Below are 25,921 nucleotides of genomic sequence, written 5' to 3'. Positions count from 1 at the left end.
GCCGGACGTCGACCGGATCGGGTGTCGGTGGACCAGGTGGGTTCCGGACCACCCGGTACCGCTGAGCAGCGACGGGGCCGAAGCGGGCGCCGAGTGGGTGATCCCGATCGGGTCTACGCCCGCGTCGTTCGGCGCGTCACCAGCGCCGCCCGGTGAGCCCCAGGAAGCGCGCGCGCCACGGAGCGTCGTCGGCGACCGGGACCTCCGCGCGGAAGATCCCGAAGGATCGCCACATGTCGGCGGCCGGCGCGGTGCCCTCCCACATCGCCTGCGCCAGCTCCTCGGTCAGCGGCGACTCCCCGCCGAGGTGCCGTGCGACGTCGTGCGCGGCGAGGCTGCGCGCCACGTTGAGCTGCCAGAAGTAGTCCCACATCGGCACGTCGCCGTACCCGCAGTGGACGACGGCGTCGCGGTCGGTCACCCGCGCCGCCGCCATGCGGGCCCGCTCGGCGATGCGGGCGTAGCCGGCGTGCGGGTCGTCGCCGAGCAGGTCGCCGTCGAAGGTGTCCTTCCCGACCTCGTCCATGGTCGCGCCGGCGAGCATGTCGGGGATCCACGCCTCGTCGTAGGCGCCGTGAGCGAGCACCTGCCGGAGCGGCAGCGCCACATCCGCGCCGGGCATGTCGAACAGGGGTGGGAGCTCGCTGTCCATGTCCTGGGGCCCGATAAGCCCGAACGCCTGCTGCGCGGCCTCGTCCGCCAGCTGGAACACCGCGGCTTCGTGGATCATCCGTCCTCCTCCGTCGTTGAGCTTCGGCGACGAGGAGAAGGCTACGAACGATGTAGGTCGGTTTCTGGCACACATGGCGCGGGAAAAATCGCTGTGCTCCACGCCGGATCCCGGCTACCGTGCCCGGTATGCCCGGTTGACGCTCCTTGCCGCCCCCTGCACGTCCGCTCGTCCGCCGCACCGTCGCGTGGGCCCTGGTGGCGGACGTCGTGCCGATCTACCCGCTCTACGCGCTGCTGTTCACGTCCACCGGTCTGTCGATCGCGCAGGTCTCCGCGCTGTTCGCGATCTGGTCGGCGGTGGCGGTGCTCACCGAGGTGCCCTCCGGGGCGCTGGCCGACCGGTTCTCCCGGCGCGGTTGCCTGGTCGCCGCCGGCGTGCTGCAGGCCGTCGGCTACTCCGCATGGGTGCTGCTGCCGGGCTTCGCCGGCTTCGCGGTGGGTTTCGTGCTGTGGGGCTGCGGCGGTTCGCTGGTCACCGGCGCGCTCGAGGCCTTGCTCTACGACGGGCTGGTGGCGGTCGGCGCAGAAGACCAGTACGCCCGGGTCAACGGGTGGGTCACGGCGATGGAGCTGGTGGCGCAGTTCCCGGCGGCGCTCGCCGCCACGTTGCTGTTCGCGGCGGGCGGCTTCCCGCTGGCGGGCTGGGTGAGCGTCGGCACCTGCCTCGTCGCCGCCGTACTGGCCGCGCGGCTGCCGGAGCCCCCGCGCGTGGACGCCGACGACGAGCCGGGCTACCTCGAGACGCTGCGCGCCGGTGTCGCGGAGGCAGCCGGCGCCCCGGCGGTGCGCGCCGTGCTCGTGGCTGCGGCGGTGCTCGGCGCGTTCGACGTCGTCGAGGAGTACTTCCCGCTGCTGCTCGCCGACTGGGGGGTCCCGACGGCGTTCGTCCCGCTCGCGGATCTGCCGATCGTCCTCGCGGGCGTCGCCGGCGCCGCGCTCGCGGGAGCGGCCGCCCGCCTGCCGCCGTGGGCGCTCGGCGCCGGGCTCACCGTGGCGATGCTCCTGCTCGGCGGCGCCGGGCTCGCCGGCCACCCGGCCGGCATCGCGGCCGTCGCCGTGTTCTACGGCGGCTACCGGGCGGTGCTCGTGGTCGTCGACGCGCGGCTGCAGGAGCGGATCACGAGCCGCTCCCGGGCCACGGTGACGTCGGTGGCCTCGCTCGGCACCGAACTCGCGACGTTCGGGCTGTACGCGGCGTGGGCCGTCGGCGGGGCGCCGCTGCTGGCGGCGTGCGGCCTGCTGATCGCCGTGGCCCTCCCGTTGCTGCTGCGCGAGCGCCCCGGTGCGGGTAGCGGCGCCCCCGGTGGCCGCTACCCGCACGGCGAGGAGAGCGCCCGTCCGGTCGGGGATGCGTGACGCCGCTCACGTGCTCGGTGGTTCCCGTGCGGGCAACGGGTGGACGGCGGGGCCCTCGAGCACCGCGCCGTCGACGTCGAAGCGCGAGCCGTGGCAGGGACAGTCCCAGCTGGTCTCGGCGGCGTTGAAGCGGACGAGGCACCCCAGGTGCGTGCAGCGCATCGACACGGCGTGCAGCGCGCCGTCCTCGTCGCGGTAGACACCGGTGCGCTCGGTGCCGGATCGCACGACGCCCGCCGACCCGGGGGCGAGCTCCGCCGCCGAGGAGATCTGGCCGGGCAGCAGCCGGTCGCCGACCAGGTCCACGCCGACCTTGGCGTTCATCCGGGCCAGCTGCGGCAGCCCGCGCGGCGACAGGCGGTGCGGGCTGAACGTGTCGGAGCCCGGCCCGCCCGCGAGCTGTTCGGAGAGGATCGACGCTGCCATCGTGGCCCCGGACAGGCCCCACTTCGCGAACCCCGTGGCCACGTACATGCGTGACGAGCCCGGCAGGTAGGTCCCGATCAGGGGAGTGTGGTCGTAGGGCATCGGGTCCTGCGCCGACCAACGGTGCGTCACCTGCTCGACGTCCCAGTGCTCACGCAGGTGCCGCTCGACGGCGGCGTAGCGCGACCCGTCGACCCCGCGCGCACCGGTCGCGTGGCCCTGCCCGAGCACGATCTGGAGATCCCCGGCGGAGCGGTACGACCACGTCGCGTCACCGGTCGTGATCGACATCGCGCGGGCGGGCGCGCCGCGCACCTTCCCCGCCACGCAGTAGGACCGGCCGGCCTCCATCCGCGCGAAGTAGAGGCCGCGGTCCCACACCGGGTAGTGCGTGGCGACCACGACCCGCTCGCCGTGCAGCGGCCCGTGCGTTGTCTCGACCAGCACCGGGGAACTGTCGGTGACGCCCAGCGCGCGCGTGTCCTCGAAGACGTGGCAGCCGTCGCCGTCGACGGCCGCCGCGAGCCCCGCCACGTACTTCACGGGGTGGAACTCCACCTGGTCGGCGAGCCGGACGGCGCCGGCGACGGGGTAGGGCAGATCGGCGGATGCGGTCATCTCCACGGGCAGGCCGGCGTGCCGCGCGGCCTCGAACTCCCGCTCGATGCCGCTCAGGTCCAGGTCCTGCACCGCGACGGTGCACGCGTCGCGCCGCTGCATGTCGCAGTCGATGCCGAGCTCGAGGGCCAGCGCGGCGACCTGATCGACGGCGGCCAGGCTGCGCGCGGCGTACTCGTCGGCCACCGCGGACCCACGCACGGCCGCGATGGAGCTCAGCATCGTGGACTGCAACGCGGTGACCTTGGCCGTGTTGTTGCCGCTCACCCCCGCGCCGACGCGCCCGGCCTCGACCACCGCCACCCGCGCGCCGCGGCGCTTCAGCAGCAGTGCGGTGGTGAGGCCGCTGATGCCGCCACCCAGCACGAGGACGTCGAACGTGCGCTCCTGCGCGGGCGGCGGGTAGGTCCGGGACGGCATCGCGGCGAGCCAGAGCGACTGCGCGGCGGTCGTGGTGGGTGGCAACGGACCCTCCGGGGCGTCGGGTTCGACCGTCTACCCGGGGATCGACGTGGTCAACCCGGCTCGCCCGGTTCCCGCAGCCGGTACTCACCGCCGTGGCCGGCCACCTCGTGCAGGTCGTAGTGGTGCACGATCTGCGGCCCGCCGTGCAGGTGGACGTAGCGCACGGTGCCCGGCACCGGGTCGGACGGCTCCCGGGTATCGACGCGGCCGTCCAGTGGACCACCGACGAACCAATAGACGTCGCGGCCGTCGGCGAGTGTCTCCTCGTCGTTCACACACCCTCCTCGTCGGCACGCGCCGCCCGGGCCTGCAGCAGTTCGAGCATGTCGGGCAGGGCGAAGAACTCGGCCGTGGCCAGCGCCGACTGCGTGCCCTGCGCGGGATCGGCACCGGCGTCGAGCAGCGCGGAGACCGCCGCGCCGCAGCGCTTGAAGGTGGCGGCGGCGAGCGGGGTCTGGCTGCGGTCGTTGACGCGCGCCGGATCGGCACCCCGGGCCAGCAGCGCGGCCACGGTCTCGGGATGACCGTGGTACGCGGCGAGGATGAGCAGCGTGTCGCCCTTGTCGTTGGTGAGGTTCGCCGGTACCCCCGCGTCGACGTAGGCGGCGAGCTCGGCGGCACTCCCCTCGCGGGCGAGGTCGAACATGCGGTGCGCGAAGGCCAGCGTCTCGGCGTCCGGGACGGTCGCGGTCGGGGGTGGCTCCGGATCCACGCGCCACACGGTACGGGCGGATGCGCGTGTGCGCCCGCGCCGTGCGGGGAACGGGCGACCGTGGGCGTGCTGATGGACGTTGTGGTGATCGGCCAGATCGCGCGGGACCTCGCGGTGCGGGTGGACGAGGTGCCCGGGCCGGGCGCGGCGGTCGCGGTCCGGGAGCGGATCGAGGTGCTCGGCGGGAAGGGCGCCAACCAGGCCGTCGCGCTGGCCCAGCTCGGGTGCCGTCCCGCGCTCGTCGGGGTGGTGGGCGACGATCGGCACGCCGACGAGGTGCTCGCGCGCGCGGTCGCCGACGGGATCGACACCCGGGCGGTCGTCCGCTGCCCGGGCACGCGCACCGGGCTGATCATCGACGTCGTCGACGGCGGCGGGCGGTGGCGCTACCTGCAGGACCTCCCCGAGGCGGTGCTGCTCACGGCCGCCGACGTCGCGGCGGCCGCACCCGCGTTCACCACCGCGGACGCGGTCGTCGTGCAGCTCCAGCAGCCGCTGCCCGCCGTCTGCGCCGCCGCCGACAGGGGCCGCCGCGCGGGTGCGACCGTCGTGCTGGACGGCGCTCCGCCCGATCCGGGCGCGCGGTCGGACCTGCTCGCCCGGTGCGACGTCCTGCGCGCCGACGACTCGGAGGCCGGGCTGTGGGCCGACGCGGAGATCGGCTCCGCCCTCGACGCCCTGCGCGTCGCCCGGGAGCTGCGGGCCCGCGGACCGCGGATGGTCGTGCTCGGCGCCGGCTCCGAGGGCAACGTGGTGGTGTGGCCGGACGGGGAGGCCGTCATCCCGCTCGGCGACGCCGACGTGGTGGACACGACGGGCGGGGGAGACGCCTTCACGGCCGGCATCGTGGCGGCCCTGCACGAGGGCCCGGAGGCCGCCGCCCGGTACGGCTCCGCGGCCGCGGTGCTGACGGTGAGCCACACGGGCGGCCGCCCGAACCTGTCGCGCGAGGAGGTAGCGCACCGCGCCCGCCCGTGACGGTGGGAGATCCTCCCCGGGTTCGGGTTGCCGGCGCGCCGTTCCCGAACCCCTTCGACACCGGCCTTGATCAGCGAACCAGGGACCCCTGTTGCCGAATCGGTCACGACCCCGCACCGCGGGCGCTGCCGGTCGGGACGCGGTCCGCGGTGATCGATCTGATCAGTACCTGGGTGCGGTCGCTGCGACGGTGGCGTACTTGTCGGAGTGATCAGGGCCAGCTGATCGGTCCGATCAGTACCTGGGTGCGGTCGCTGCGACGGTGGCGTACTTCTCGAGTGATCAGGGCCAGCTGATCGGTCCGATCAGTACCTGGGTGCGGTCGCTGCGACGGTGGCGTACTTCTCGAGTGATCAGGGCCAGCTGATCGGTCCGATCAGTACCTGGGAGCGGTCGCTGCGACAGTGGCGTACTTCTCGAGCGATCACGGCCGGGTGATCGGTCCGAGCAGTGCGCGGGCGCTGCCGCGGCGACGCCAGGTGCTTCTCGCAGCGATCACCACCGGGCCTCCGAGGCCCGGGCCGGCCACACGCTCGATCTGTCGCCCTCGCACCATTTCCGCTGATCACGGCCACCTCGCATTCCCGACCGCGCCCGTTGCATGATCAATGAGACGTGAGCGGGGTCTGCTGGAGATCAAACCCCGCTGACGTCTCGCTCGTGGCGCATCCCGCGGACGCGGCCGGCCAGGTTCCGCGTTCCGCGCCCGCTACACGACCACGTAGACGTGAGCGGGGTTCGGGGAAGATCCAACCCCGCTCACGTCTACGTCGTCGTGGAATCTCCTGTTGGCGCGCCGTTCCCGGCTCGCGACCACTGCTTCACACCCCGGCCCTGGTCTTCGGCGTAGTCGGCCGGGTTCCCCCTGCTGCTGCCTGTCGGCGGGGGTGGCCGGGTTGGCACAACTGCCGAATATCGGGGCTGGGTGGGCGGCCGTTCCCGGCGCGGGCCCAGGCCCGTTCGGGACGAGCCCGCCCTGCTGGGTGCTCGCGCACCTTGCGGTGGTCCCGATCCACCCCCTACCGGTGATCATCGGGCTGGCTCGAGGCGCGTTCGCTGCCATGATCGGCGGGATCGGGACATGCGCTGCACCGGGCTGATGCCGAATCGGTCAGGCGCCCGCACCGCGAGCGCTACGTCGATCACGGGCACATGGTGGTCGATCTTCGGCCATGACCATCCGCCCGTGCTCGACGCTGCCGGTCGGACGTGGTCCGCGGTGATCGATCTGATCAGTACCTGGGTGCGGATGCGACGAGGTGGCGTACATGTCGGGGTGATCAGGGCCGGGTGATCGATCCGAGCGGTGCGTGGGTGCGGGTGCGACGACGGTGGCGTACTTGTCGGGGTGATCAGGGCCGGGTGATCGGTGCGAGCAGTGCGTGGGTGCTGTCGCGGCGACGGCAGGTGCTTCTCGCAGCGATCACCATCGCGCGTCCGCGGGCCCCGATTCGGCAACACGCTCCCCCTGCAGCTGATGTCCCGATTCCGCCGATCATGAGGGTGGACACGCCGCAGCCCCATCCGGTCACGAACCGGGCGGCCATGATCAGCGAGAGTGGTGCCAGAGCGGCAGATCTGTCGTCCTCACACCACTCTTGGCGATCATGACGGCGAGCCGGCGCCCGAGAAGTACGTGAGCGCGGTCGTGAGGACCATGACGTGCGACTCGCACCGATCACGCAGCGCTCGGCACGATCACGAGCCGCCGAGAGTGCCGTTCGTCAGAGGGGATCGGTCAAGAACGCCGTCGCGGCCGCTGCCAGGTGGCCGGGGTCGTGGACGCCGCAGAGCTCGCGCGCCGAGTGCATCGACAGCACCGGGATGCCGACGTCGACCGTGCGGATGCCCAGGCGGGTGGCGATGATCGGGCCGACCGTGGTGCCGCAGGGCACCGTGTTCCTCCCGACGAACAACTGCGTGGGCACGCCTGCCTCCCGGCACGCCCGTTGCCAGGCGGCGGCGCCGGGGGCGTCGGTGGCGTAGCGCTGGTTGGCGTTGACCTTCAGCGCGGGCCCGCCATTGGGCACCGAGCGGTGGGTGGGGTCGTGGTGGCCCAGGTAGTTCGGGTGCGCGGCGTGGGTGACGTCCACCGAGAGGCAGCGGGAGCCGGCGAACGCCGCACCGCGGGCGTCGAATCCGCCGGCGAGCCGGGTGAGCACGGTCTCCAGCAGCGGTCCGGCGGCCCCGGTGGCCGAGCCGCTGCCGATCTCCTCGTGGTCGAAGCCGACGAACACCGGGATCACGCCCGCGGCGTCGTCGGCCGCGGCGAGCAACGCGCCCAGGCCGGCGTGCACCGAGGCGAGGTTGTCCAGGCGGGGCGCGGCCAGCAGCTCCTCGTCCTGGCCGAGCCGGGCGGGCGGGGCGACGTCGTGCACCACGAGGTCGTGCGCGGCGACCTCCGACGGGTCGACGTCGACCTCCCCGGCCAGGAACTCGACCAGGTCGCCCTCGACCGGCGCCCCCAGGCCCCAGATCGGCAGCAGGTGCTCCTGGGCGTCGAGCTTCAGGCCCTGGTTGACCTGGCGGTCCAGGTGGATCGCGAGCTGCGGCACCCGCAGCAGCGGCCGGTGCACGTCGACCAGCACGGTGCTGCCGTCGTAGAGCGCGAGGCGCCCGGCGAGGCCGAGGTCGCGATCCAGCCAGGAGTTCCACAGCGCCCCGCCGTAGACCTCCACCGCCACCTGGCGCCACCCGCCGGACCCGACGTCGGGGCGGGGCTTGACCTTGAGGGTCGGGGAGTCGGTGTGGGCGGCGAAGATGCGCATCGGGGTGCCGGCCGGCGCGCCCTCGGGCACGAACCAGGCCAGCAGCGTGCCGTCACGCACCAGGTAGCGGCCCCCGGGCGCGCCGTCCCAGGGGCTCGTCTCCTGCTGCTCGGTGAAGCCGGCGGCGGTGAGCCGCCGGACCCCCTCGGCCACGGCGTGGTACGGACTCGGCGCGGAAGTGACGAACGCGGCGAGGTCCTGCGCGAGATCGGTCATCAACAGGCATCCTCCCTGACGTGTACGACGTGGTGGTGGTCGGAGCCGGTTCGGCGGGGTGCGCCCTCGCCGGGCGTCTCGCCGAGGACCCCGGCCGGCAGGTGCTGCTGCTCGAGGCCGGGCCGGCCGCGGCGCCGCCCGAGCAGCTCGAGGGAGCCCGGGCCGGGCACCCGCTGAACTGGTCCTACGCCGCGCAGTTGCGGCCCGAGCGGACGGTCGAGGTGCCCCGCGGGCGCGTGTTGGGTGGGTCGAGCGCGATCAACGGCGCCAACTGGGTGCGCGCCACCCCGGCCGACGTCGCGGGCTGGGGGTGGGCCGACCTGGTGCCGTACTACGCGCGCTCCGAGCACGACCTCGACCTGCCCACCGCGCCCGGGCACGGCGACCGCGGACCGGTGCCGGTCCGCAGGCCCGCCGGACCGCTGCTGCACCCGGCCACCGAGCGGTTCGTCGCCGCCGCGCACCTGCTCGGGCACCGGGCCGAGCCGGACAAGAACGCGGGATCGGCACCCGGCGTCGGGCTGCTGCCCAGCAACGTCGTGGACGGCGTGCGGGTCAGCGCCGCCGACGCGTACCTGCGGGAGCGGCCGAACCTGACCGTGCGCGTCGACGCGCCGGTGGCCCGCGTGCTGTTCGACGGCGAGCGCGCCCGGGGTGTGGCCCTGCTCGACGGCACCGTGGTCGAGGCCGCGGAGGTGGTGCTCGCCGCGGGCGCGATCGCCACGCCGCACCTGCTGCTGCTCTCCGGTCTCGGACCCGCGGACGCCCTGCGCGCCGCGGGGGCGGCCGTGGTCCGGGACCTGCCGGTCGGGATCGGCTGGTCCGACCACCCGGCCGTGTTCCTGCCGTTCACCACGGCCGACCCGCCCGCACACCCGCACGCCGTGAGCAGCCAGGCCGCCCTGCACTGGGACACCGGGGCCGACCCGGCGGGCGACGCCGAGGTGCTCGCGTTCGTGCGGCCGTTCACCCCTGGCGGTGCGTTGCACCTGATGTGCGCGCTGGCGCACCCCGACAGCCGGGGCACGATCACGCTCGCCTCGCCCGACCCGCGGGCCCGTCCGCGGATCGCCTACGAATACCTGCGCACGGAGCGCGACCGCCGCCGGATGCGTCACGCGGTACGCACCGGCGCGGAGCTGCTGCGCGCCGGCGTCGGCACGCGCGCGGCCCCCGGCGGCGACGTGCTGGGCAACGACCGCGTCCTCGACGGCTGGATCGGCGCCCACCTGACCACGGCCCAGCACCTGTGCGGCAGCGCCGCGATCGGGCCGGTGGTGGACGCCGAGCTGCGCGTCCACGGCGTGGCCGGGCTGCGGGTGGCCGACACCTCGGTGCTGCCGGTCGTCCCGCGGCGCGGGACCGCGGCCACTGCCGTCGCGATCGGGGAAGCGGCCGCCGAACTCATGCCGTGAGTGGATACGAGTGCTCCAGCACCCGTATCCACTCACGGCCGGTGGTCAGCAGGGCGTGAGCTGCGGCACGCGCTCGGCCCAGGACCGGTCCAGGACGATGCCGAAGCGGTCGGCCAGCAGCGCCCACTCCTCCGCCTGCGCCACCGGACGGTCGGTGCGCCGCGTTCCCTCGATCTCGGTGAACACGCCGTTGAGCAGTGAGATCCGGCCGCCCGCGGTGGCGAGCACCGCGATCCGGCGGTCGACGAAGTCCGAGCCGGGGTCGTGTTGCTGGTAGCGGTTGCGGTCGGCGAAGTCGGCCAGCTCGCGGGGCTGCGCCGTCCACGCCCAGCCGCGCTCCCAGCGTCCGTCCGGGCGGCGCTCGGAGGTCCACCAGAGGTCGCCGTCACGGTGCACCTGCACGTCACCGTGCACGCCGGGTTCCTGCGGCACGGGGGTCGCCCAGCCCGCTCCGTTGCCGACGTCGGCGATGAAGCGTCCGTCGGCCGCGTCCACGAGCAACCGCAGGTGGTCGAAGTCGGGTCCGCGGGTGCCGTCGTCGTCGAGCGAGAACGCCGACACCAGCGTGACGCCGAACCCGAGCTCGCGCAGCAGCGCGGCGAACAGCCCGTTCAGCTCGTAGCAGTACCCGCCACGGTTCCGCCGGACGATCTTGTCGTGCAGGTCGGGGAGGCGCAGCGAGATGGCCCTCCCGGTGTGGATGTCGTAGTCCTCGAAGGGCACCGAGCGCATGTGCGCGCGGTGCAGCATGGCGAGCGCGGCGCTCGTGGCGCCGGGCGGCCGGGTGATGCCGATGCGGGCGAGGTGGGTGGCGACCTCCATGCCCCACAGCCTCCGAGATGAACCCCGGTTCAGGTCAAGGCGTTTTGCAGCAGACCCTCGTCGAGGCAGCGGCGCAGTGGCGCGAACAGCTCCCCGCGCCGCGCGTGCAGCTCGTCGGGCGTGAGCCAGGCCAGCGCCGTCGCCTTCTCCGGCTCCCGCAGCCGCGGCTCACCGCCCGTCGACGTGCAGGCTATGAAGAGCGTCACGTAGTGGCGGGCGATGTCGGGCATCGGGTCGTCGGTGAAGCCCAGCCGGGCCGTCGGCCGCACCGCGAGCCCGGTCTCCTCTGCCGTCTCCCGCACGGCCGTGCCCTCCGGCGTCTCGCCGTACTCCTGGTGCCCGCCCGGCAGGCCCCACGTGCCCGCCCCGTGCGCGCCCGCCCGGCGCATGACGAGCACCTTCCCGCCGTTGACGACCACCGCGCCGACCCCGACCTGCACTTGTGTCACGGACCTATGCTCGCGCGGGTGACCGGCAACCCGTTCCTCGCCCCCAGTCCGCTGCCCTTCGCGTTCCCGGACTTCGACGCCATCCGCGAGGAGCACTTCCTCCCGGCGTTCGCGGCGGGGATGGCCGAGCAGCGGGCCGAGGTCGACGCGATCACCGCCGATCCGGGTCCGGCGTCGTTCGAGAACACGATCGTCGCGCTGGAGCGGTCCGGGGCCACCCTCGAGCGCGTCTCGAACGTGTTCTTCACGCTGGTGAGCTCGTGCAGCACGCCGGGGATCCGGGAGATCGAGGCGGAGGTGGCGCCGCAGCTCGCCGCGCACGCCGATGCGATCACGCTGGACCCGGTGCTGTTCGCCCGCATCGAGGCGCTGTTCGCCGCGCGGCACGACCTCGACCTGGACGCGGAGTCGCTGCGCCTGCTGGAGCGCCGCCACCGCGACGCCGTGCGCGCCGGCGCCCGCCTCGCGCCCGACGAGCAGGGGCGGCTGCGGGAGCTCAACGCCGAGCTCTCGGCGCTCTCCACCGAGTTCGGCGCGCGGCTCCTCGCCGGCGCCAACGCGGCCGCCGTGCTGGTGGACGATCCAGCACAGCTCGACGGGCTGCCCGCGGACACGGTCTCGGCCGCGGCCCGCGCCGCCGCCGACCGCGGGCACGAGGGCGCCCACCTGCTGACCCTCGTGCTCCCGACCGGCCAGCCCGCGCTGGCCTCGCTCACCGACCGCGGGTTGCGGGAGCGGCTGCACCGCGCGTCCACCGGCCGGGGTCTGGGCGGGGAGCACGACACCCGCGACCTCGTGCTGCGCCTCGCGGCGCTGCGCGCGGAGCGGGCGCGGCTGCTGGGCCACCCGCACCACGCGTCGTGGGCGGTCGAGACCGCCACCGCAGGCACGGTCGAGGCGATCGACGCGATGCTCGGCAAGCTCGCCCCCGTGGCCGCGGCGAACGCGCGGGCGGAGGCCGAGGAGCTGTCGGACGCGGCCGGCTTCCCCGTCGAAGCCTGGGACCGCGCGTTCTACGCCGAGCGCGTGCGCCGCGAGCGCTTCGACCTCGACACCGCCTCGCTGCGTCCCTACTTCGAGCTCGAGCGCGTGCTGCACGACGGCGTCTTCCACGCTGCGGGCCGGCTCTACGGGCTGCGCGTCACCGAACGCCACGACCTGCCCGTCCACCACCCCGACGTGCGCGTGTTCGACGTCTTCGACGAGAACGGGCAGCTCGGCCTGTTCGTCGCCGACCTCTACGCCCGCGACTCCAAGCGCGGCGGCGCGTGGATGAACTCGTTCGTCGCCCAGTCGCACCTGCTGGGCAGCAGGCCCGTCGTGCTCAACACCCTCAACATCGCCAAGCCCGCCGACGGCGAGCCCACGCTGCTCACCGTCGACAACGTGCGCACCCTGTTCCACGAGTTCGGGCACGCCCTGCACGGGCTGTTCTCCGACGTTCGGTACCCGACGTTCTCCGGCACGTCGGTGCCCCGCGACTTCGTCGAGTACCCGTCGCAGGTCAACGAGATGTGGCTGGAGGACCCGCAGGTCCTCGCCCACTACGCGCGCCACCACGAGACCGGCGAGCCGCTGGCGGCCGAGGTCGTGGAACGCCTCGCCCGGGCCCGCCGCTTCGGCGAGGGGTTCGCCACCACCGAGTACCTCGCCGCGGCGCTGCTCGACCAGGCGTGGCACCGCCTCACCCCGGACGTCGAGATCGACGACGTGGAACGGTTCGAGGCCGACGCGCTCGCCGCAGCGGGGGTCGTCGAGCCGACCGCGCCCCCGCGCTACCGCACCACGTACTTCAACCACGTCTTCGGCGGCGGCTACAGCGCGGCCTACTACTCCTACATCTGGAGCGAGGTGCTCGACGCCGACACGGTGGAGTGGTTCACCGAGAACGGCGGCCTGCGCCGCGAGAACGGAGAGGCGTTCCGCCGCGAGCTGCTCTCCCGCGGCGGGGCGGTCGACCCGATGGAGGCCTACCGAGCCTTCCGAGGCCGCGACCCGGAACTGGCGCCGCTCCTGACCCGCCGAGGCCTGACGGGCTGAAAGCCCGGCCGGATTGCAGCAAAGCCACTTCCATGCCATCTGGTTGCGTGAAAGTGGCTCTACTGCAACGGGGGCGCAGGCTCACGGGCCGAGCCAGCTGGCCGCGTCGAGGCGGAACGCCTCCGCCGGCACCACCCTGCGCAGGTCGGCCTCCAGAGCCCGCACCCGCTCGACGCCCAGCTCCCGCGTCCACTCCGCGCGGAGCTGCTCGAACACCGCCGCCGAACGGGCCAGGGCGTCGATCCCGCGCGGGGTGAGCCGCACCAGCTTGCGCCGCGCGTCGGCGGCGTCGGCGGTGCGCGCGGCGTAGCCGAGGTCGACGAGCCGGTCGATCGTCTTGCCCGCCGCCTGCTTGGACACCCCGAGCCTGCGGCCCACCTCGCTGGCCGTGGTGCCCTCGACGCCGATGGCCTGCATGGCGAATCCGTGCGCGGGCCGCATGTCGGAGTGGCCCTGGTGGGCGAGTTCGGCGTGCAGTCGGTCGATCAGCGTCCGGAAGCCGCCGAAGAGCAGCAGCGGGAGCACCCAGCCCGGCTCGTCGTGCTCAGCCATCGACAAACTCGACAACCCGGTTTACTGTTTCGTCAACCACGTTGTCGATACTAGGAGATCCGGGTGTCCGACCTGTTCCCCGTCCACACCGCCGAGACCGCGCCCGCGGCTGCCCGCCGCACCGTCGAGGGCGTCGAGCGCCGCTTCGGCTTCCTGCCGGGCGCGGTGGCGCGCCTGGCCGAGTCGCCCGAGCTGCTCGACGGCTTCCTGCGGGCCAGCGCCCTGTTCGAGGCCACGACGCTCGACCCCGTGTGCCGCGAGGTCGTGGTCATGACGATGGCCACCCGCAACGGCTGCCACCTCTGCGTCGCGATGCACATCGGCACCCTGCGTCGCCTGGACGCCGACGAGGAGCTGATCGCCGCGCTGCAGGCCGGTGCACCGCTCGCCGACGTCCGGTTGGAGGGGCTTCGCCGGTTCGTCCTGGACGTGCTCGCCACCGCCGGTGACGTCCCCGACGACGCGGTGCGCGCCCTCCTCGCCCACGACTACACCCTGCGCAACGCCCTGGAGGTGGTGCTCGGCATCGGCGCCTACACGATGTCGACCCTCGCGAACCGGCTCACGGGCGCGCCGGTCGACGCGCAGTTCGCGGGCGCGAGCTGAGGGTTTGCGTTCAGTCGGTCGACGTTCCTGGCCACCGCCTACCGGGCTGCCGGGACCTGCGCGCGACTGCGCCGCCGATTCAGCAGCGTCATCGCCGCACCGGCAACCAGTCCCCAGAACGCCGCGCCGATGCCCAGGAACCCGACGCCCGCGGCCGTCACCACGAACGTGACCGCTGCGGCCTCCCGCCCGTCTGATTCGGCGACGGCGGACGACAGCGCCCCGCCCAGCGCGCCGAGCAGGGCGAGCCCGGCGACTCCCTCGATCAGCACCGGCGGGGACAGCACGAGCAGTGCCGTCGCGAGCCCGGCGCCCAGCCCGAGTACGGCCAGGCCCAGTCCGGCCGTCACCGACGCGATCCACCGGCGCTGGGGATCGGGGTGCGCGTCGGGGCCCGCGGCGAGCGCGGCGCTGATGGCCGCGAGGTTCACCGCGTGCCCGCCGAAGGGTGCGCACGCGATCGTCGCCAGCCCGGTGGCGGTGAGGGCGGGACGCATCGGCACGCGGTAGCCGTACTGGGCCAGCACGGCCGCGCCCGGCACGTTCTGCGCGGCCATGGTGACGAGGAAGAGCGGGAGCCCGACGCCCACGACGGTCGCAGGGTCGAACGCGGGCGTGGTCCACACGAGCTCCGGTGCGATCGCCACGCCGGCGAGACCCGGCCCGGTCAGCGCGATCGCGATCGCCGCCACGGCCAGCGCGGCCGGCACCGCCCAGGCCCGCGCGAACCGGCCGACGAGGGCCCACACCACGATCGCGGGGCCGGCGAGCAGCGGCACCTCCGCGAGCGCCCGCACGGGGGCGAGGCACAGCTCGAGCAGCACGCCGGCGAGCATCGCGGCCGCGATCGGCACGGGGATGAGCCCGATCAGCCGCCCGACGGTGGGCACCAGCCCGGCGACCACGACGAGCAGGCCGCAGACCGCGAAAGCGCCGACCGCTGCGGGGAACCCGCCGGACGGCGGCCCCGTCGACAGCAGCAGGGCCGCCCCCGGCGTCGACCAGGCGATGCTGATCGGGATCCGGTGGCGCAGCCCCAGTACGAGCGCGACGAGCCCGGTGGTCAGGCACAGCACCAGTAGGCCCGACGCCGCCTGCCGGTCGTCCGCCCCGGCGGCCCGTAGGCCGGCGAGCACCACGGCGAAGGAGCTCGCGAAGCCGACGAGCGCAGCCACGACGCCGGCCAGCACGGGTTGCAGCCGCACGTCCACTCCTCTCGTTCCGTTTACGGAACGATGCGACGATAGCCGACGTGGTAGCGGCGAGTGAGGGCGGTGGGCGGCCCGCCCTGACCGAGGGCGCGGCCGAGGTCGGTGGCCGTGTCCGCGAGTTCCGGGAACGGCGCGGGCTGTCGCTGTCCGAGCTCGCCCGCCGCGCGTCCGTGGGCAAAGCCACGCTCTCCGGGCTGGAAGCGGGCGTCCGCAACCCCACCCTCGACACCCTGCACGCCGTCGCCGCGGCCCTCGACCTGCCGCTGACCGCCCTGCTCGGACCACCGCCCGGCGCCCTCCACGGTGCCGCGGTCGAGATGCGGCTGCTGCGCGTGTTCGACGACGGCCCGGTCACCTACGAGCTCTACCGGATGCGCATCCCGGCCGGCCTCGCCCAGCGCTCGCCCGCCCACCACGCCGGCGTCACCGAGCACGCCACGGTGTTCGCGGGGGTCCTCGAGACGGGCCCGGTGGACGCCCCGCAGCGCGCCGGCCCCGGTGACCACGTGGAGTGGGCCGCCGACGTCCCGCACGGGTACGCCGCGCTGGGGGAGTCGGACGTCCTCGCCGGCCTGCTGATCCGCTACCCGCGCCCCGAGCGCTGAGGCCCGGCCCCCGTCGGCCGCACCGGAGAACCGGACGCTCGGCCACCGCAGTCGGTGGACGCACGGTGGACGCACGGTGGAGCTGGGCTGCCGAATTGTTCGGTGGGCTTCCGGTGGGGGGCACTAGGCTGCCCCGGTGATCCTCTGAGCTCTGCCGGCCCCTGTCACCACCACCTCGGAGGTTCTCCGTGTCCCAGCCCACCACGTCCCAGCCCGCCACACCCGCTCCGGAGCAGCCGGAGCCCGCCGTGGCCGCCGATCCGGAGCCCGGTCCCGAGGCGGCCGAGCCCGCCGCCCCGCTGAACCGCGCCGAGCGGCGCGCGAAGGCGAAGAAGGCCGAGCCCACGCACGTCGGCCCGCGCGGCGACACCGCCAACGGGTCCCGCGGTGCGCGCCCGCACACCAAGCGCCTCCACGGCTGACCCACCCACAGCGACACCCACACACGCGCACCGCGACTCGCGGGGCTGGTGCCCCGACTCGCGCGGGGAGGGCCCCGACTCGCGGGGCCCCCGCGAGTCGGGGTCTGGGTGTGCGGGTGTCGCGGTGGAATGGCGGCCCGGCGGGACGTGTTCTGCCAGGTGATGTCACCGAACGTCAGGCTCTCGCTGTTGGATCGCTCGCGCACCCGTGCCGGCGAGCCCGACACCGCCGCCCTCCGGAACACCGTGGAGCGGGCGGAGCAGGCCGAGCGGCTCGGGTTCCACCGGTTCTGGGTGGCCGAGCACCACGCCGTACCCGGCATCGCGAGCGGCAGCCCGCCCGTCCTGATGGCGGCGATCGCCTCGCGCACCGCGCGGATCCGCGTCGGCTCCGGCGGTGTGATGCTGCCCAACCACCAGCCCCTCGTAGTGGCCGAGCAGTTCGCCATGCTGGAGGCGCTCTTCCCCGGGCGGATCGACCTGGGCGTCGGGCGCTCGCTCGGCTTCACCGGGCCCGTGCGCCGGGCGCTGCGCCGGGACGCGGACGCTCCCGACACGTTCGCCGACGACCTGGACGAGCTGCGCGCCTACCTCAAGGGCCGCGCACCCGTCACGGCGCGGCCCCGGCTCGAGCGCCCGGTCCCGGTGTTCGTGCTGGCCACCGGCCGCGGCCTCGCGGTCGCGGGCGACGCCGGTCTGCCGGTCGTGCTCGGCGGGCCGGTCCTGGACAGCGAGGACGTCGGCGCCGCCCTCGACGACTACCGCGCCCGCGCCACGGCCGCGGGCGCTCGGCCCTACGTGATCGTGTCGCTGGACGTGCTGGTCGCCGACTCGGACGCCGCCGCGCGTGAACTCGCGCTCCCGGAGGCCTGGGCGCTCGCCGCGGCCCGCACCACGGGCCTGTTCCCCGCGCTCGAGCCGGTCGACCCGGAGCGGCCGATGTCGGCGCGGCAGGCCGACCTCGTGGCCGACGCCGTGGGTCGCACGCTGCACGGCGACGCCGCGACCGTCCGCGCCGAGTTCGAGGACCTGCGCGCCCGCACGGGCGCCGACGAGCTGCTGGCCTCCACCTCGACGTTCGACCGGGAGGCCCTGCACGAGTCGGACACCCGGCTCGCGCGGCTGCTGCTGACCCCCTGAACGCACCCGTCCCGCCCGGTGGGGAGCGCCGGGCGGGACGGGGCGTGCGGGCATCGTGCAGAGCCCGGGGGCATCGAGGTGCCGAAGTGCTACTCGTAGATCCGCATGTAGTCGACGTGCATCTCGGTCGGCTCGGGGGACCCGTCCTCGGGGAAGTAGTCGAGCTGGATCGTCGGGTGCAGCTTGCCGGGAGGCAGCGTCCCCTCGTCGGTGCTCTCGAACCACTTCTCGCCGTCGATGTAGCCGGTCATGCGCCCGTCCACCCACTCGACGGCGTAGTTGTGCCACTCCGAGATGTCGAGGGTCTTGTGCGCGTACTCCTGCTCGTCGCCGTAGTGCAGGAAGAAGGAGACCTTCTCCGAGGCGCTGGTGGTCTCGGCGAAGTCGGTCTCGCCGTCGCCCGAGCTGCCCTCGTCGGGCCAGAGGAGCAGCACAGGGTGGTACTGGTCGTCGCCCTTGGGGAACCGGGCGCGCATCTCCCAGCGGCCGAAGCGCTGGTCCTCCTTCCAGGACATGCCGCCGGTGTTGCCCTCGCCGTCGCCCCGGATGACCAGCATGCCGTTCTCGACGCCGATCGCCTCCTCGGTGCGGCGGCCGTTGCCGGCGTGTCCCTCGCCCTCGTACACGGTCCACTGCGTGCTCTTGCCGCCGTTGAACTCGTCGCCGCCGACCTGGCTCCAGCCGTGCGCGGAGGCGGCCTGCGTGCCCTCACCACCGCTGCCGGCGCTGCGCGGGGCGGCGGCCTTCTCGCCGCCGCCGTTCTCGGCCTTGCCCGACTTCCCGGAGCTGCCGGACTTCTCGGAGCTGCCCGACTTCTCGGACTTCTCCGGCTCGTCGTCGGAGGTCGCCGCGGCGGCCTGGGGAGCGGGCTCCGTGGCCGGCGCGGCCTCGGGCTCGGTCGTCGGAGCCGCCGTGCTCGGGGGTGCCGCGACGGTGGCCGGGGCGGTCACGCTGCTCAGCTCCTGCGCGGCGAGCGGCGTGTCCTCGCTCGACTGCGTGAGGCTCGCGACCGTCGTGGCCACGAGCATCACCACGGCGCCTGCAGCCAGCGGTGCGAGCCGGCGGGTGGGAGGGTTGGTGCTGGGGAGCGGTTCCCTGGTGACCACCGCGTCGGTGTCGCCCGCCGGCACCCGGTGTCGGCCGCTGGCGCTCACGGCGACGCCGTCGCGCTCGGCGGTGACCCGCTCGATCAGGTCGGTCGAGCTTTCCGGGCGGCCGCCTGCAGCGGAGGTTCTCCTTCGCATGGGGCCGAACGATAGGGACGGTGACGCGTCGTGTTCGGAAACCTGAGAGTCGAGGTTGCTCGTGCGCGCCCAGGGGTCGCCTCGGCGCGCCGGAACGCACCCGATCGGCGTGTTTCAGCGCGATACGTACTCCGTTCGGCGTAAGAAGGCTCTCAGCTCCTGCGTCGGGGTGGTGCTCGCCGGGGCAATGTCGCTCCGTTAGCCGATTGTTATGGCGGGTGCGTCTGCGGGAAGGTGGGCCGCGATGCTCCCCGCTGCTCCCCCGGGGGGTGCGTCCTCGTACACGTCGACCGCTGCGTCGGCGCGCGTGCCCGTGCCCCCGAACGACCATGTCCTGCTGGCGTTGCCCCCGACTGCGGCGTCAGCTTCCGTGCTGCGCAGCCTTCGTTCCGAAGGCGTGTCGGTGAGCCTCGTCAGCGACGGCATCGGCGTGCTCGACGCCGTGCGTACGCGCGACCCGGCGCTCATCGTGATCGACGTCGACCTGCCGGGTCCGGACCAGGCGGCCGTGCTGGCGGCGGTGCAGTCCGAAGCGCCCACCGTGCCGGTCATCGCCGTCACCCCGCGCGAGCGCAGGCTGGCGCTGCTCGGTCAGCTCCGCGGCGACCGGGACGACTTCCTGGTGCGCCCGTTCGCCGTCGACGAGCTCGCCGCCCGGATCCGGCTGCGTCTCCGGCTCGGGCCCGTGCTCGAGAACACCGTGCTGCGCCACGGCGAGCTGGTCGTCGACACCGAGTTCGGCGACGTCACGGTCGACGGGCAGCCCGTCGCCCTCTCGCCCACCGAGTACGCGCTGCTGATGGCGCTCATGGCCACGCCCGGCGATGTCGTCGCCCCGGACCGGTTGTCGCGCGAGGTGTGGTCGGATCCCGCCTCGCCGAACCTCGTGCAGGTCTACATCTCCTACCTGCGGCGCAAGATCGGTGCGGAGCGCATCCGCACCGTCCGCGGTGAGGGGTACGTCCTCGAGGACTGAACGCAGGTCGACGTGCTCTCGGCCACCCGATCGGGCGATAACGCTTCGGGTGTGATATCGCGCTGCGTCCTGCGCGCCTCGTCACTCCGTGCTACCCAATGCGTACACGAGCCGCGAGGGGTGCGGCCCGGACTAGCGTCGGGAGCTCGAATGACTGTTACCGGGATCATCACCGCCATCATCATCGGTGCGATCATCGGCTTCCTCGGCCGCCTCGTGGTGCCGGGGAAGCAGAACATCCCCATCTGGCTGACCATCCTGGTCGGCATCGTGGCTGCCTTCATCGGCACCTGGATCGCCGGCTTCTTCGGTGTCGCCGACACGGGGGGCATCGACTGGATCGAGCTGGTCATGCAGGTCGTCGTGGCGGCGATCGGTGTGTCGATCGTCGCGGGGATCTACGGCAGGCGCGGCGTCACCCGCTGACCCACCGGGCGAGCGACCCGGCCCCGGAACGCGCGGGGCCGGGTCGTCGCCCTGCCCCGCCTACGCCCGGAACCCGCGTGCGGCCGCCAGGAACGCGTCGTTCTCCTCCGGCGTCGAGATCGTGACGCGCACGCCGTCGGGGTGGAACGGCCGCACGACCACCTTGTGCTCCAGGCAGTGCGCGGCGAACGGCGCCGTCCGCTCGCCGAGGGCGAGCCACACGAAGTTCGCCTGGGTGGGCGGGACGGTGTAGCCGGCGTCGAGCAGGGCCTCGCGCACGCGCGCGCGCTCGGTGACGACGCCCGCGCAGCCGCCGAGCAGCGCCTCGGCGTCGTCCAGCGCGGCGATCGCGCCCGCCTGCGCCACCGAGCTCACGCTGAACGGCGAGCTGACCTTGCGCAGCGCCGTGGCCACCTCGGCCGTGCCGATCGCATAGCCCACGCGCAGGGCCGCCAGCCGGAAGGCCTTCGAGAACGTGCGCAGCACCACCAGGTTGGGGTGCGCGTCGAGGAGGTCGGTGCCGTCCACGACGTCCGGATCGGTGACGTACTCGTGGTAGGCCTCGTCGAGCGCCACCAGGACGTCCGGGCCGACGGCGGCGAGCAGGCGCTCCAGCTCCTCGCGGCTGACGGCGGTGCCGGTCGGGTTGTTGGGGCTGCAGACGAACACCAGCCGGGTCCGCGGCCCGACGGCGGCCGCCATCGCGTCGATGTCGTGCCGGAATTCGGGGTCGAGGGGCACGGTGCGGATCGTGGCTCCGCCGATCTGGGTGACGATCGGGTAGGCCTCGAACGAGCGCCAGGCGAACAGGACCTCGTCCTGGGGCTCGTGGCAGGTGGCCTGCACCAGTTGCTGGCACAGGCTCACCGAGCCGCACCCCACCGCGATCCGCTCGGGCGCCACGCCGAGCACGTCCGCGAGCCGGGACGTGAGGCTGGTCACCGCCAGGTCCGGGTAGCGGTTGCCGGCCGCCGCGGCCTCGGCGATCGCGGCCAGCACGGGAGGCGTCGGCGGCAGCGCGACCTCGTTGCTGGCCAGCTTGATCGCGCCCGGGATCGCCTTCCCGGGCACGTACGCCGGCAGCGTGTCGAGGTCGGGGCGGATCAGCGTCATGCGCGTCACCGTATCCGTGCCCGGGGCTTCCCATGTCACCCTGCCGTGACACCCTGGAACCATGACCGACATCCGCACCGAGACCGTTCCGCTGCTCGACGGCAGCGTGTTGCGGCTCACCGTCGCAGAGCCGGTCAGCGCGATCCGCGGGGGGATCGTCGTGCTGCACGAGGCGCGAGGCGTCACCGACGCCGTGCGGAACCTCGTGCAGGGTCTCGCCGGGGACGGCTGGCTGGCCGTGGCACCTCATCTCTACCACCGCGACGGCGCCGACGAGCTCGACGGTGCTGACGAGGAGGTCCAGCAACAGGTCGACCGGCTCGAGGGCGAGCAGGTCATGGCCGACACCGACACCGCGTTCGGCTGGCTCGCCGACCACGGCGTGACGGCGGATCGGATGGGCGTGGTCGGGTTCGACCTCGGTGGCGCGGTCGCGCTGCTCGTGGCGGCCAAACGCACCCTCGGTGCCGCCATCACCGTGGCGGACGAGGCCGTGTCCGCGGCGCCCGCTCCCGGCCTGCCCGCGCTGGTCGACGCGGCACCCGGGCTCACCTGCCCGTGGCTGGGCATCTACGGGGGCGAGGCCGGTGGCGAGCCCGATCCCGAGATCGCCCGCCTCCGCGACGCCGCGGCCTCGTCGCAGATGGCCACGGACGTCGTGGTCTACCCGCGCCGCGGCCACCGGTTCGACGACGACCCCGAGATCGCTGCCGACGCCTGGCAGCGCACCCTGAACTGGTTCGACTCCCACCTGCGCTGACTGTGAGGAAGGGCTCTGGCGCGCGGCCGCCCGGGATTGCATGCTGCCCGTATGACCGGTGCCGAGACCCCCGACGTCCTGTGGGCCCCTGAGTCCGGGCACCGCGGCCCGCTGGCCGAGTTCACCGAGTGGGTGCGCGAGCACCGCGGTGTGGACGTGCCCGACTACGCCGCGCTGCACGAGTGGTCGGTCACCGACCTCGCAGGTTTCTGGTCCGCGGTGGCCGAGTTCCTCGGCGTCCGGTTCCACGACGCGCCGACCGCGGTGCTCGGCCGCGCCGAGATGCCGGGCACCGAGTGGTTCCCCGGCGCCACGCTGAACTACGCCGAGCAGGCGCTGAGCAACGGCGCAGACACCGACGTCGCACTCGTGTTCGCCCGGGAGGACGGGCTCGAGCGCGAGGTGACGCGCGGTGAGCTGCGCGATCTCGTCGGCCGGGCGCGGGCCGGGCTCGTCCGCGCCGGGGTCGGGCGTGGGGACCGCGTCGTCGCGCTGGCGCCGAACTGCGTCGAGACGCTCGTCGTGTTCCTCGCTGCCGCGAGCCTCGGCGCGGTCTGGTCATCGTGCTCGCCGGACTTCGGAGCGCGCGCCGTCCACGACCGGTTCGCCCAGATCGAGCCGACCGTCCTGCTCGCGGTGGACGGCTACGTCTACGGCGGGAAGGGCTACGACGTCCGCGGGACCGTCGACACGCTGCGCTCCCAGCTGCCCACGCTGGCGGCCACCGTGCTCGTGGGCTACCTCGACGAGGAGGCGACCCTCGACGGCACCGTGCCGTGGAGCGAGTTCACGGGCACGCCCGGCGAGCTCGCGTTCGAGCCGGTGCCGTTCGACCACCCGCTGTGGGTGCTCTACTCGTCGGGCACGACCGGGCTGCCCAAGGGCATCGTGCACGGCCACGGCGGCATCGTGCTGGAGCACGTGAAGTCGCTGCGGCTGCAGATGGAGCTGGGGCCGGGCGAGCGGTTCTTCTGGTTCACCACCACCGGCTGGATGATGTGGAACCTCCTGATCGGCGGCCTTCTCGTCGGATCGACGGTGGTGCTCTACGACGGCAACCCGGGCCACCCGGACCTGGGTGCGCTGTGGCGGCTCGCCGAGCGGCACCGGGTGACCTACTTCGGGACGTCCGCGCCGTTCGTGCAGGCGAGCCTCAAGGCCGGCCTGCGCCCGCGCGACGAGTGCGACCTGGGGACGCTGCGCGCGCTCGGCTCCACCGGCTCCCCGCTTTCGGTGGAGGGTTTCCGCTGGATCGGTGAGGCGGTGGGCGAGCATGTGCAGATCTGCTCGGTCTCGGGCGGCACGGACGTGTGCGCCGCCTTCGTCGGCTCCTCCCCGACGGTGCCGGTGTGGCTCGGTGAGATCAGCTGCGCCTCCCTCGGCGCCGCCGTGACCGCCTACGACGAGAAGGGTGAGGAGCTCGTCGGCGAGGTCGGCGAGCTCGTCATCACGCAGCCGATGCCGTCGATGCCCGTGGAGTTCTGGAACGATCCGGACGGCGTGCGGCTGCGCGAGGCGTACTTCGACGAGTTCCCCGGTGTCTGGCGCCACGGTGACTGGGTACGGCGCACGTCGCGCGGCTCGTTCGTCATCTACGGGCGCAGCGACTCCACCCTCAACCGCGGCGGCGTCCGCATGGGCACCGCCGACTTCTACGCCGTCGTCGAGGGTTTCGACCAGGTACTGGACTCGCTTGTGATCGACACCACCGAGCTCGGCGCGCAGGACGAGGGAGCCCTCCTGTGCTTCGTCGTGCTCGCCGACGGCGTCGCCCTCGAGGACGTCGAGCCGGGGCTGCGCCGCGCGCTGCGGACCGAGCTGTCGCCCCGGCACGTCCCCGACCGCTTCGTCGTGGTCGAGGCGGTGCCCCGCACGCTGAACGGCAAGAAGTGCGAGGTCCCGGTCAAGAAGATCCTGGCCGGGGTGGCCGCCGACCGGGCCGTGAGCCGCGGCGCCCTGCAGAACCCGGACGCGCTCGGACCGTTCCTCGCGCTCGCAGCCGGGGGGTCGTGAAGCGGCTGGACGAGCCCATGTACTCTGGAGCGTGCTGGAGGCCGAGAGGCCCCGGGAGGCTTCGCCTAGTCTGGTCTATGGCGCCGCACTGCTAATGCGGTTTGGGGTCACCCCCCATCCCGGGTTCAAATCCCGGAGCCTCCGCGCTGGCGTGGGTCGACTTCCGGGTCGCACACGGCATGGGGTACAACTGAACAGCACGCGCCCGTAGCTCAACGGATAGAGCATCTGACTACGGATCAGAAGGTTAGGGGTTCGAATCCCTTCGGGCGCACAGCACGGACCTCGGCCCTGACCAGCAGTACGGTCAGGGCCGAGGTCTTTCCGGTGGGGATGTTGATCTCCTACCACGAACCTTCGAGAGCTGATCGCATCCATGGGCTCTGGCCGCACGCGACCTCGTGGGCCCCGTGGGGCGAGGCGTTCAGGGAGGCGGGCTACGGCGCGGTGGCACCCGGCACCGCACCCACCCTCTGACGCACGCACCGGTTCTCGTACGCCTCGCGGATCTCGTACCCGGCGAGGAGCTCACGGTGATCACCCGGTTCAGGTGGGGTTCGGTCCCACGATCTCGATCTCGGGTGCCGGAACGCCGCTGGCGACCCGGGTTCGCGGGGTCGGCGCCGACATCGTGTCGTACGGACTCGTCGGTATCGCGTCCGGCCAGGTTTCGTGGATCACCGGCAGCCTTGTCCAGCGGGCCACGGTACGCAGCTGGGCCGCCGCCCGCTGAGTCGCGGGATCGGCGGCGAACCGCATGGCGCCTTCGAGAATCAGGATCTCCCGATCCGAACGCATCTGCCGGGTATGCAGGTTGGCGAGCTCGATGATGAACTCACGGTTGTCGGAATCCCGGAACAGCGCCAGCACCGGCCGGAGCGTGCCGACATCGGCGCCCGCCTTGCCGCCCGCCTTGCCACTCGCCTCGGCGCGACCTGTGTTCGACCCGGTCGGGGCGTCCAGTCGTACCTGCGCCCGGGCGCGGGTCAGGTTGAATACGCTGGTCTCGCGGTTTCCCGGGCTCACGATCGTCAGTTCGGTGCCGTTGAGGTAGAGCTGTTCACCCGCCGTCGTCCGGATGACGAGTCTCAAGGTGAACGGGCCGATGAGGAAGATCAGTCCGAACACGAGTCCCAGGGCCGGGTAGGTCAACGCGGTCTGGCCCTGACGGGTCTCGTTGAAGCTCGTCCATTCGAATCCGCCGTTCACGGACGCCAGGACCAAGGATCCGGCGATGAGCAGGGCCCCGAGTACGGCGCCACTGATCTGCACCAGGCGGACGACGGCCGTCAACCGCTCGGGGTCGACGCCCACGCGCGAGGTCATACGGTGGCCGTTGTATGTCTTGGTGGACAATGCGGGGCCTTTCGATGGGCGGGTTTTCGACGGTCGTCGATGGTAGACGACGGCGTGGCCCGTTCTGGATGTTCAGGCCTCCAGGGTCTCCATGACCTTCCTCCAGGAACCGTCCGGGCGCGTCCGCGGAGAAGTTGTTCGTCGCTCGCAATGGGTTCGGCCTCCTTCTCGGCTCGCGCGCACGTCCGGGTTCGCAGGTCGTCGACGAGGTGCGTGGCCGAGATGGCGGGTATGGACGTCGACAGGAGTCAGACGTGACGCGCGTCTCATCGCCCGGTGGATGTCGTCGATCATCTGCTAGCGTCCGATCCGTTCCGCCTCCGGGCGGGCTGGGCCGATCGAACGATGCTGACGATGCGCATCGGGAGCTCCGGCCCAGCGTACGACCTCTGGATGTTGACGTGATCCGTCCAGATGCGGGTCGCTGCCTCAGGCGCGACGTGCACGGTTCTTCCTTCCCTGCGCTTTTCCGGCTTCGCCGCAGGTTCGTCCACGTTCCG

General features: G+C 73.3%; 24 protein-coding genes and 2 tRNA genes. 14 read left to right on the top strand and 12 right to left on the bottom strand.

Annotation, left to right across the window (positions count from 1 at the left end):
* Positions 1-136: 136 nt before the first annotated feature.
* Positions 137-730, bottom strand: coding sequence for a hypothetical protein (locus CFP66_RS10890; RefSeq protein ID WP_094922720.1), 594 nt, complete (start codon positions 728-730; stop codon positions 137-139).
* A 197-nt stretch (positions 731-927) separates the two neighbouring features.
* On the opposite strand from CFP66_RS10890, the gene CFP66_RS10885 reads away from it, so the two are divergent.
* Positions 928-2,088 carry an MFS transporter gene (locus CFP66_RS10885; RefSeq protein WP_233159316.1) on the top strand — a complete coding sequence of 387 codons (1,161 nt, stop codon included), beginning with the start codon at positions 928-930 and terminating at the stop codon, positions 2,086-2,088.
* A 6-nt stretch (positions 2,089-2,094) separates the two neighbouring features.
* On the opposite strand, the gene CFP66_RS10880 is transcribed toward CFP66_RS10885, so the two are convergent.
* Genes CFP66_RS10880 through CFP66_RS10870 form a run of 3 tightly spaced genes read right to left on the bottom strand, consistent with a single transcriptional unit; the run spans position 2,095 to position 4,243 of the window.
* Entirely contained in the window at positions 2,095-3,597 is a 1,503-nt protein-coding gene (locus tag CFP66_RS10880) for an FAD-dependent oxidoreductase (RefSeq protein ID WP_094922718.1), read from the bottom strand.
* A gap of 50 nt (positions 3,598-3,647) precedes the next feature.
* Complete coding sequence (locus CFP66_RS10875) at positions 3,648-3,872, bottom strand: hypothetical protein (RefSeq protein ID WP_094922717.1); 225 nt, start codon at positions 3,870-3,872, stop codon at positions 3,648-3,650.
* Entirely contained in the window at positions 3,869-4,243 is a 375-nt protein-coding gene (locus tag CFP66_RS10870; RefSeq protein ID WP_094923094.1) for an ankyrin repeat domain-containing protein, read from the bottom strand. Before CFP66_RS10870 ends, CFP66_RS10875 begins: the two co-directional genes overlap by 4 nt.
* 138 nt (positions 4,244-4,381) lie before the next feature.
* On the opposite strand from CFP66_RS10870, the gene CFP66_RS10865 reads away from it, so the two are divergent.
* Entirely contained in the window at positions 4,382-5,287 is a 906-nt protein-coding gene (locus CFP66_RS10865; protein WP_094923092.1) for a PfkB family carbohydrate kinase, read from the top strand.
* Between the two features lie 1,724 nt (positions 5,288-7,011).
* On the opposite strand, the gene CFP66_RS10860 is transcribed toward CFP66_RS10865, so the two are convergent.
* Positions 7,012-8,271: a M18 family aminopeptidase gene (locus CFP66_RS10860; RefSeq protein WP_094922715.1), complete on the bottom strand. Its 1,260-nt coding sequence runs from the start codon at positions 8,269-8,271 to the stop codon at positions 7,012-7,014.
* 20 nt (positions 8,272-8,291) lie between these two features.
* Here CFP66_RS10860 and CFP66_RS10855 point away from each other — a divergent pair, with 20 nt between their 5' ends.
* Positions 8,292-9,686, top strand: a complete 1,395-nt coding sequence (locus CFP66_RS10855) for a GMC family oxidoreductase (protein ID WP_233159315.1) — start codon at positions 8,292-8,294, stop codon at positions 9,684-9,686.
* Positions 9,687-9,731: 45 nt separating this feature from the next.
* On the opposite strand, the gene CFP66_RS10850 is transcribed toward CFP66_RS10855, so the two are convergent.
* Entirely contained in the window at positions 9,732-10,508 is a 777-nt protein-coding gene (locus CFP66_RS10850; protein ID WP_094922714.1) for an arylamine N-acetyltransferase, read from the bottom strand.
* A 29-nt stretch (positions 10,509-10,537) separates the two neighbouring features.
* The gene (locus CFP66_RS10845; protein WP_198961368.1) at positions 10,538-10,957 is read right to left on the bottom strand and encodes an NUDIX hydrolase; all 420 of its coding nucleotides are present in this window, start codon (positions 10,955-10,957) and stop codon (positions 10,538-10,540) included.
* 6 nt (positions 10,958-10,963) lie between these two features.
* Here CFP66_RS10845 and CFP66_RS10840 point away from each other — a divergent pair, with 6 nt between their 5' ends.
* Positions 10,964-12,997: a M3 family metallopeptidase gene (locus CFP66_RS10840; protein WP_094922711.1), complete on the top strand. Its 2,034-nt coding sequence runs from the start codon at positions 10,964-10,966 to the stop codon at positions 12,995-12,997.
* Between the two features lie 81 nt (positions 12,998-13,078).
* On the opposite strand, the gene CFP66_RS10835 is transcribed toward CFP66_RS10840, so the two are convergent.
* A complete protein-coding gene (locus CFP66_RS10835; RefSeq protein WP_094922709.1) occupies positions 13,079-13,549 on the bottom strand; it encodes a MarR family winged helix-turn-helix transcriptional regulator in 471 nt (156 codons plus the stop codon).
* A gap of 72 nt (positions 13,550-13,621) precedes the next feature.
* Between CFP66_RS10835 and CFP66_RS10830 the strand changes: the two genes are divergently transcribed.
* On the top strand, positions 13,622-14,155 hold the full coding sequence (locus CFP66_RS10830) for a carboxymuconolactone decarboxylase family protein (protein WP_094923088.1): 534 nt from the start codon (positions 13,622-13,624) through the stop codon (positions 14,153-14,155).
* A gap of 38 nt (positions 14,156-14,193) precedes the next feature.
* On the opposite strand, the gene CFP66_RS10825 is transcribed toward CFP66_RS10830, so the two are convergent.
* Complete coding sequence (locus tag CFP66_RS10825; protein WP_233159313.1) at positions 14,194-15,360, bottom strand: benzoate/H(+) symporter BenE family transporter; 1,167 nt, start codon at positions 15,358-15,360, stop codon at positions 14,194-14,196.
* 47 nt (positions 15,361-15,407) lie between these two features.
* Here CFP66_RS10825 and CFP66_RS10820 point away from each other — a divergent pair, with 47 nt between their 5' ends.
* The 3 genes from CFP66_RS10820 (at position 15,408) to CFP66_RS10810 (ending at position 17,533) form a co-directional block, all read left to right on the top strand.
* Positions 15,408-15,971 (top strand): helix-turn-helix domain-containing protein, encoded by a 564-nt coding sequence (locus CFP66_RS10820; protein WP_198961367.1) that lies wholly within the window; start codon positions 15,408-15,410, stop codon positions 15,969-15,971.
* 188 nt (positions 15,972-16,159) lie between these two features.
* Positions 16,160-16,393, top strand: coding sequence for a hypothetical protein (locus CFP66_RS10815; RefSeq protein WP_094922706.1), 234 nt, complete (start codon positions 16,160-16,162; stop codon positions 16,391-16,393).
* A 189-nt stretch (positions 16,394-16,582) separates the two neighbouring features.
* Entirely contained in the window at positions 16,583-17,533 is a 951-nt protein-coding gene (locus CFP66_RS10810) for an MsnO8 family LLM class oxidoreductase (protein ID WP_233159311.1), read from the top strand.
* An 89-nt stretch (positions 17,534-17,622) separates the two neighbouring features.
* On the opposite strand, the gene CFP66_RS10805 is transcribed toward CFP66_RS10810, so the two are convergent.
* Positions 17,623-18,777 carry a glycoside hydrolase family 16 protein gene (locus tag CFP66_RS10805; protein WP_094922705.1) on the bottom strand — a complete coding sequence of 385 codons (1,155 nt, stop codon included), beginning with the start codon at positions 18,775-18,777 and terminating at the stop codon, positions 17,623-17,625.
* 211 nt (positions 18,778-18,988) lie between these two features.
* Between CFP66_RS10805 and CFP66_RS10800 the strand changes: the two genes are divergently transcribed.
* A complete protein-coding gene (locus CFP66_RS10800; RefSeq protein ID WP_369805010.1) occupies positions 18,989-19,753 on the top strand; it encodes a response regulator transcription factor in 765 nt (254 codons plus the stop codon).
* A 150-nt stretch (positions 19,754-19,903) separates the two neighbouring features.
* Positions 19,904-20,179 carry a GlsB/YeaQ/YmgE family stress response membrane protein gene (locus CFP66_RS10795; protein ID WP_094922701.1) on the top strand — a complete coding sequence of 92 codons (276 nt, stop codon included), beginning with the start codon at positions 19,904-19,906 and terminating at the stop codon, positions 20,177-20,179.
* A 60-nt stretch (positions 20,180-20,239) separates the two neighbouring features.
* Here CFP66_RS10795 and hisC read toward each other — a convergent pair whose 3' ends face one another.
* Positions 20,240-21,292 (bottom strand): histidinol-phosphate transaminase, encoded by a 1,053-nt coding sequence (gene hisC, locus CFP66_RS10790; protein ID WP_094922700.1) that lies wholly within the window; start codon positions 21,290-21,292, stop codon positions 20,240-20,242.
* A 61-nt stretch (positions 21,293-21,353) separates the two neighbouring features.
* On the opposite strand from hisC, the gene CFP66_RS10785 reads away from it, so the two are divergent.
* From CFP66_RS10785 to CFP66_RS10770, 4 genes are all read left to right on the top strand, one after another.
* Complete coding sequence (locus tag CFP66_RS10785; protein WP_094922698.1) at positions 21,354-22,052, top strand: dienelactone hydrolase family protein; 699 nt, start codon at positions 21,354-21,356, stop codon at positions 22,050-22,052.
* A 51-nt stretch (positions 22,053-22,103) separates the two neighbouring features.
* Entirely contained in the window at positions 22,104-24,065 is a 1,962-nt protein-coding gene (locus CFP66_RS10780; RefSeq protein ID WP_094922697.1) for an acetoacetate--CoA ligase, read from the top strand.
* Between the two features lie 54 nt (positions 24,066-24,119).
* Positions 24,120-24,209: transfer RNA gene (locus CFP66_RS10775), tRNA-Ser, on the top strand.
* Between the two features lie 57 nt (positions 24,210-24,266).
* Positions 24,267-24,339 (top strand) — tRNA-Arg (locus CFP66_RS10770).
* Positions 24,340-24,611: 272 nt separating this feature from the next.
* Here the strand turns inward: CFP66_RS10770 and CFP66_RS10765 are convergent.
* Entirely contained in the window at positions 24,612-25,379 is a 768-nt protein-coding gene (locus CFP66_RS10765) for a hypothetical protein (protein WP_143517213.1), read from the bottom strand.
* Positions 25,380-25,921: the final 542 nt, after the last annotated feature.

Source organism: Pseudonocardia sp. MH-G8, assembly GCF_002262885.1.
Classification (GTDB): Bacteria; Actinomycetota; Actinomycetes; order Mycobacteriales; family Pseudonocardiaceae; genus Pseudonocardia.
This window is presented reverse-complemented; position numbering and strand designations above follow the sequence as displayed.

Excerpts from the sequence above, each read along its gene's own strand:
- CFP66_RS10890 (WP_094922720.1), bottom strand. The coding sequence starts at position 730 with ATGATCCACGAAGCCGCGGTGTTCCAGCTGGCGGACGAGGCCGCGCAG.
- CFP66_RS10870 (WP_094923094.1), bottom strand. The coding sequence starts at position 4,243 with ATGTTCGACCTCGCCCGCGAGGGGAGTGCCGCCGAGCTCGCCGCCTAC.
- CFP66_RS10865 (WP_094923092.1), top strand. The coding sequence starts at position 4,382 with ATGGACGTTGTGGTGATCGGCCAGATCGCGCGGGACCTCGCGGTGCGG.
- CFP66_RS10860 (WP_094922715.1), bottom strand. The coding sequence starts at position 8,271 with ATGACCGATCTCGCGCAGGACCTCGCCGCGTTCGTCACTTCCGCGCCG.
- CFP66_RS10850 (WP_094922714.1), bottom strand. The coding sequence starts at position 10,508 with ATGGAGGTCGCCACCCACCTCGCCCGCATCGGCATCACCCGGCCGCCC.
- CFP66_RS10840 (WP_094922711.1), top strand. The coding sequence starts at position 10,964 with ATGCTCGCGCGGGTGACCGGCAACCCGTTCCTCGCCCCCAGTCCGCTG.
- CFP66_RS10835 (WP_094922709.1), bottom strand. The coding sequence starts at position 13,549 with ATGGCTGAGCACGACGAGCCGGGCTGGGTGCTCCCGCTGCTGCTCTTC.
- CFP66_RS10805 (WP_094922705.1), bottom strand. The coding sequence starts at position 18,777 with ATGCGAAGGAGAACCTCCGCTGCAGGCGGCCGCCCGGAAAGCTCGACC.
- CFP66_RS10800 (WP_369805010.1), top strand. The coding sequence starts at position 18,989 with ATGGCGGGTGCGTCTGCGGGAAGGTGGGCCGCGATGCTCCCCGCTGCT.
- CFP66_RS10795 (WP_094922701.1), top strand. The coding sequence starts at position 19,904 with ATGACTGTTACCGGGATCATCACCGCCATCATCATCGGTGCGATCATC.
- hisC (WP_094922700.1), bottom strand. The coding sequence starts at position 21,292 with ATGACGCTGATCCGCCCCGACCTCGACACGCTGCCGGCGTACGTGCCC.
- CFP66_RS10785 (WP_094922698.1), top strand. The coding sequence starts at position 21,354 with ATGACCGACATCCGCACCGAGACCGTTCCGCTGCTCGACGGCAGCGTG.
- CFP66_RS10780 (WP_094922697.1), top strand. The coding sequence starts at position 22,104 with ATGACCGGTGCCGAGACCCCCGACGTCCTGTGGGCCCCTGAGTCCGGG.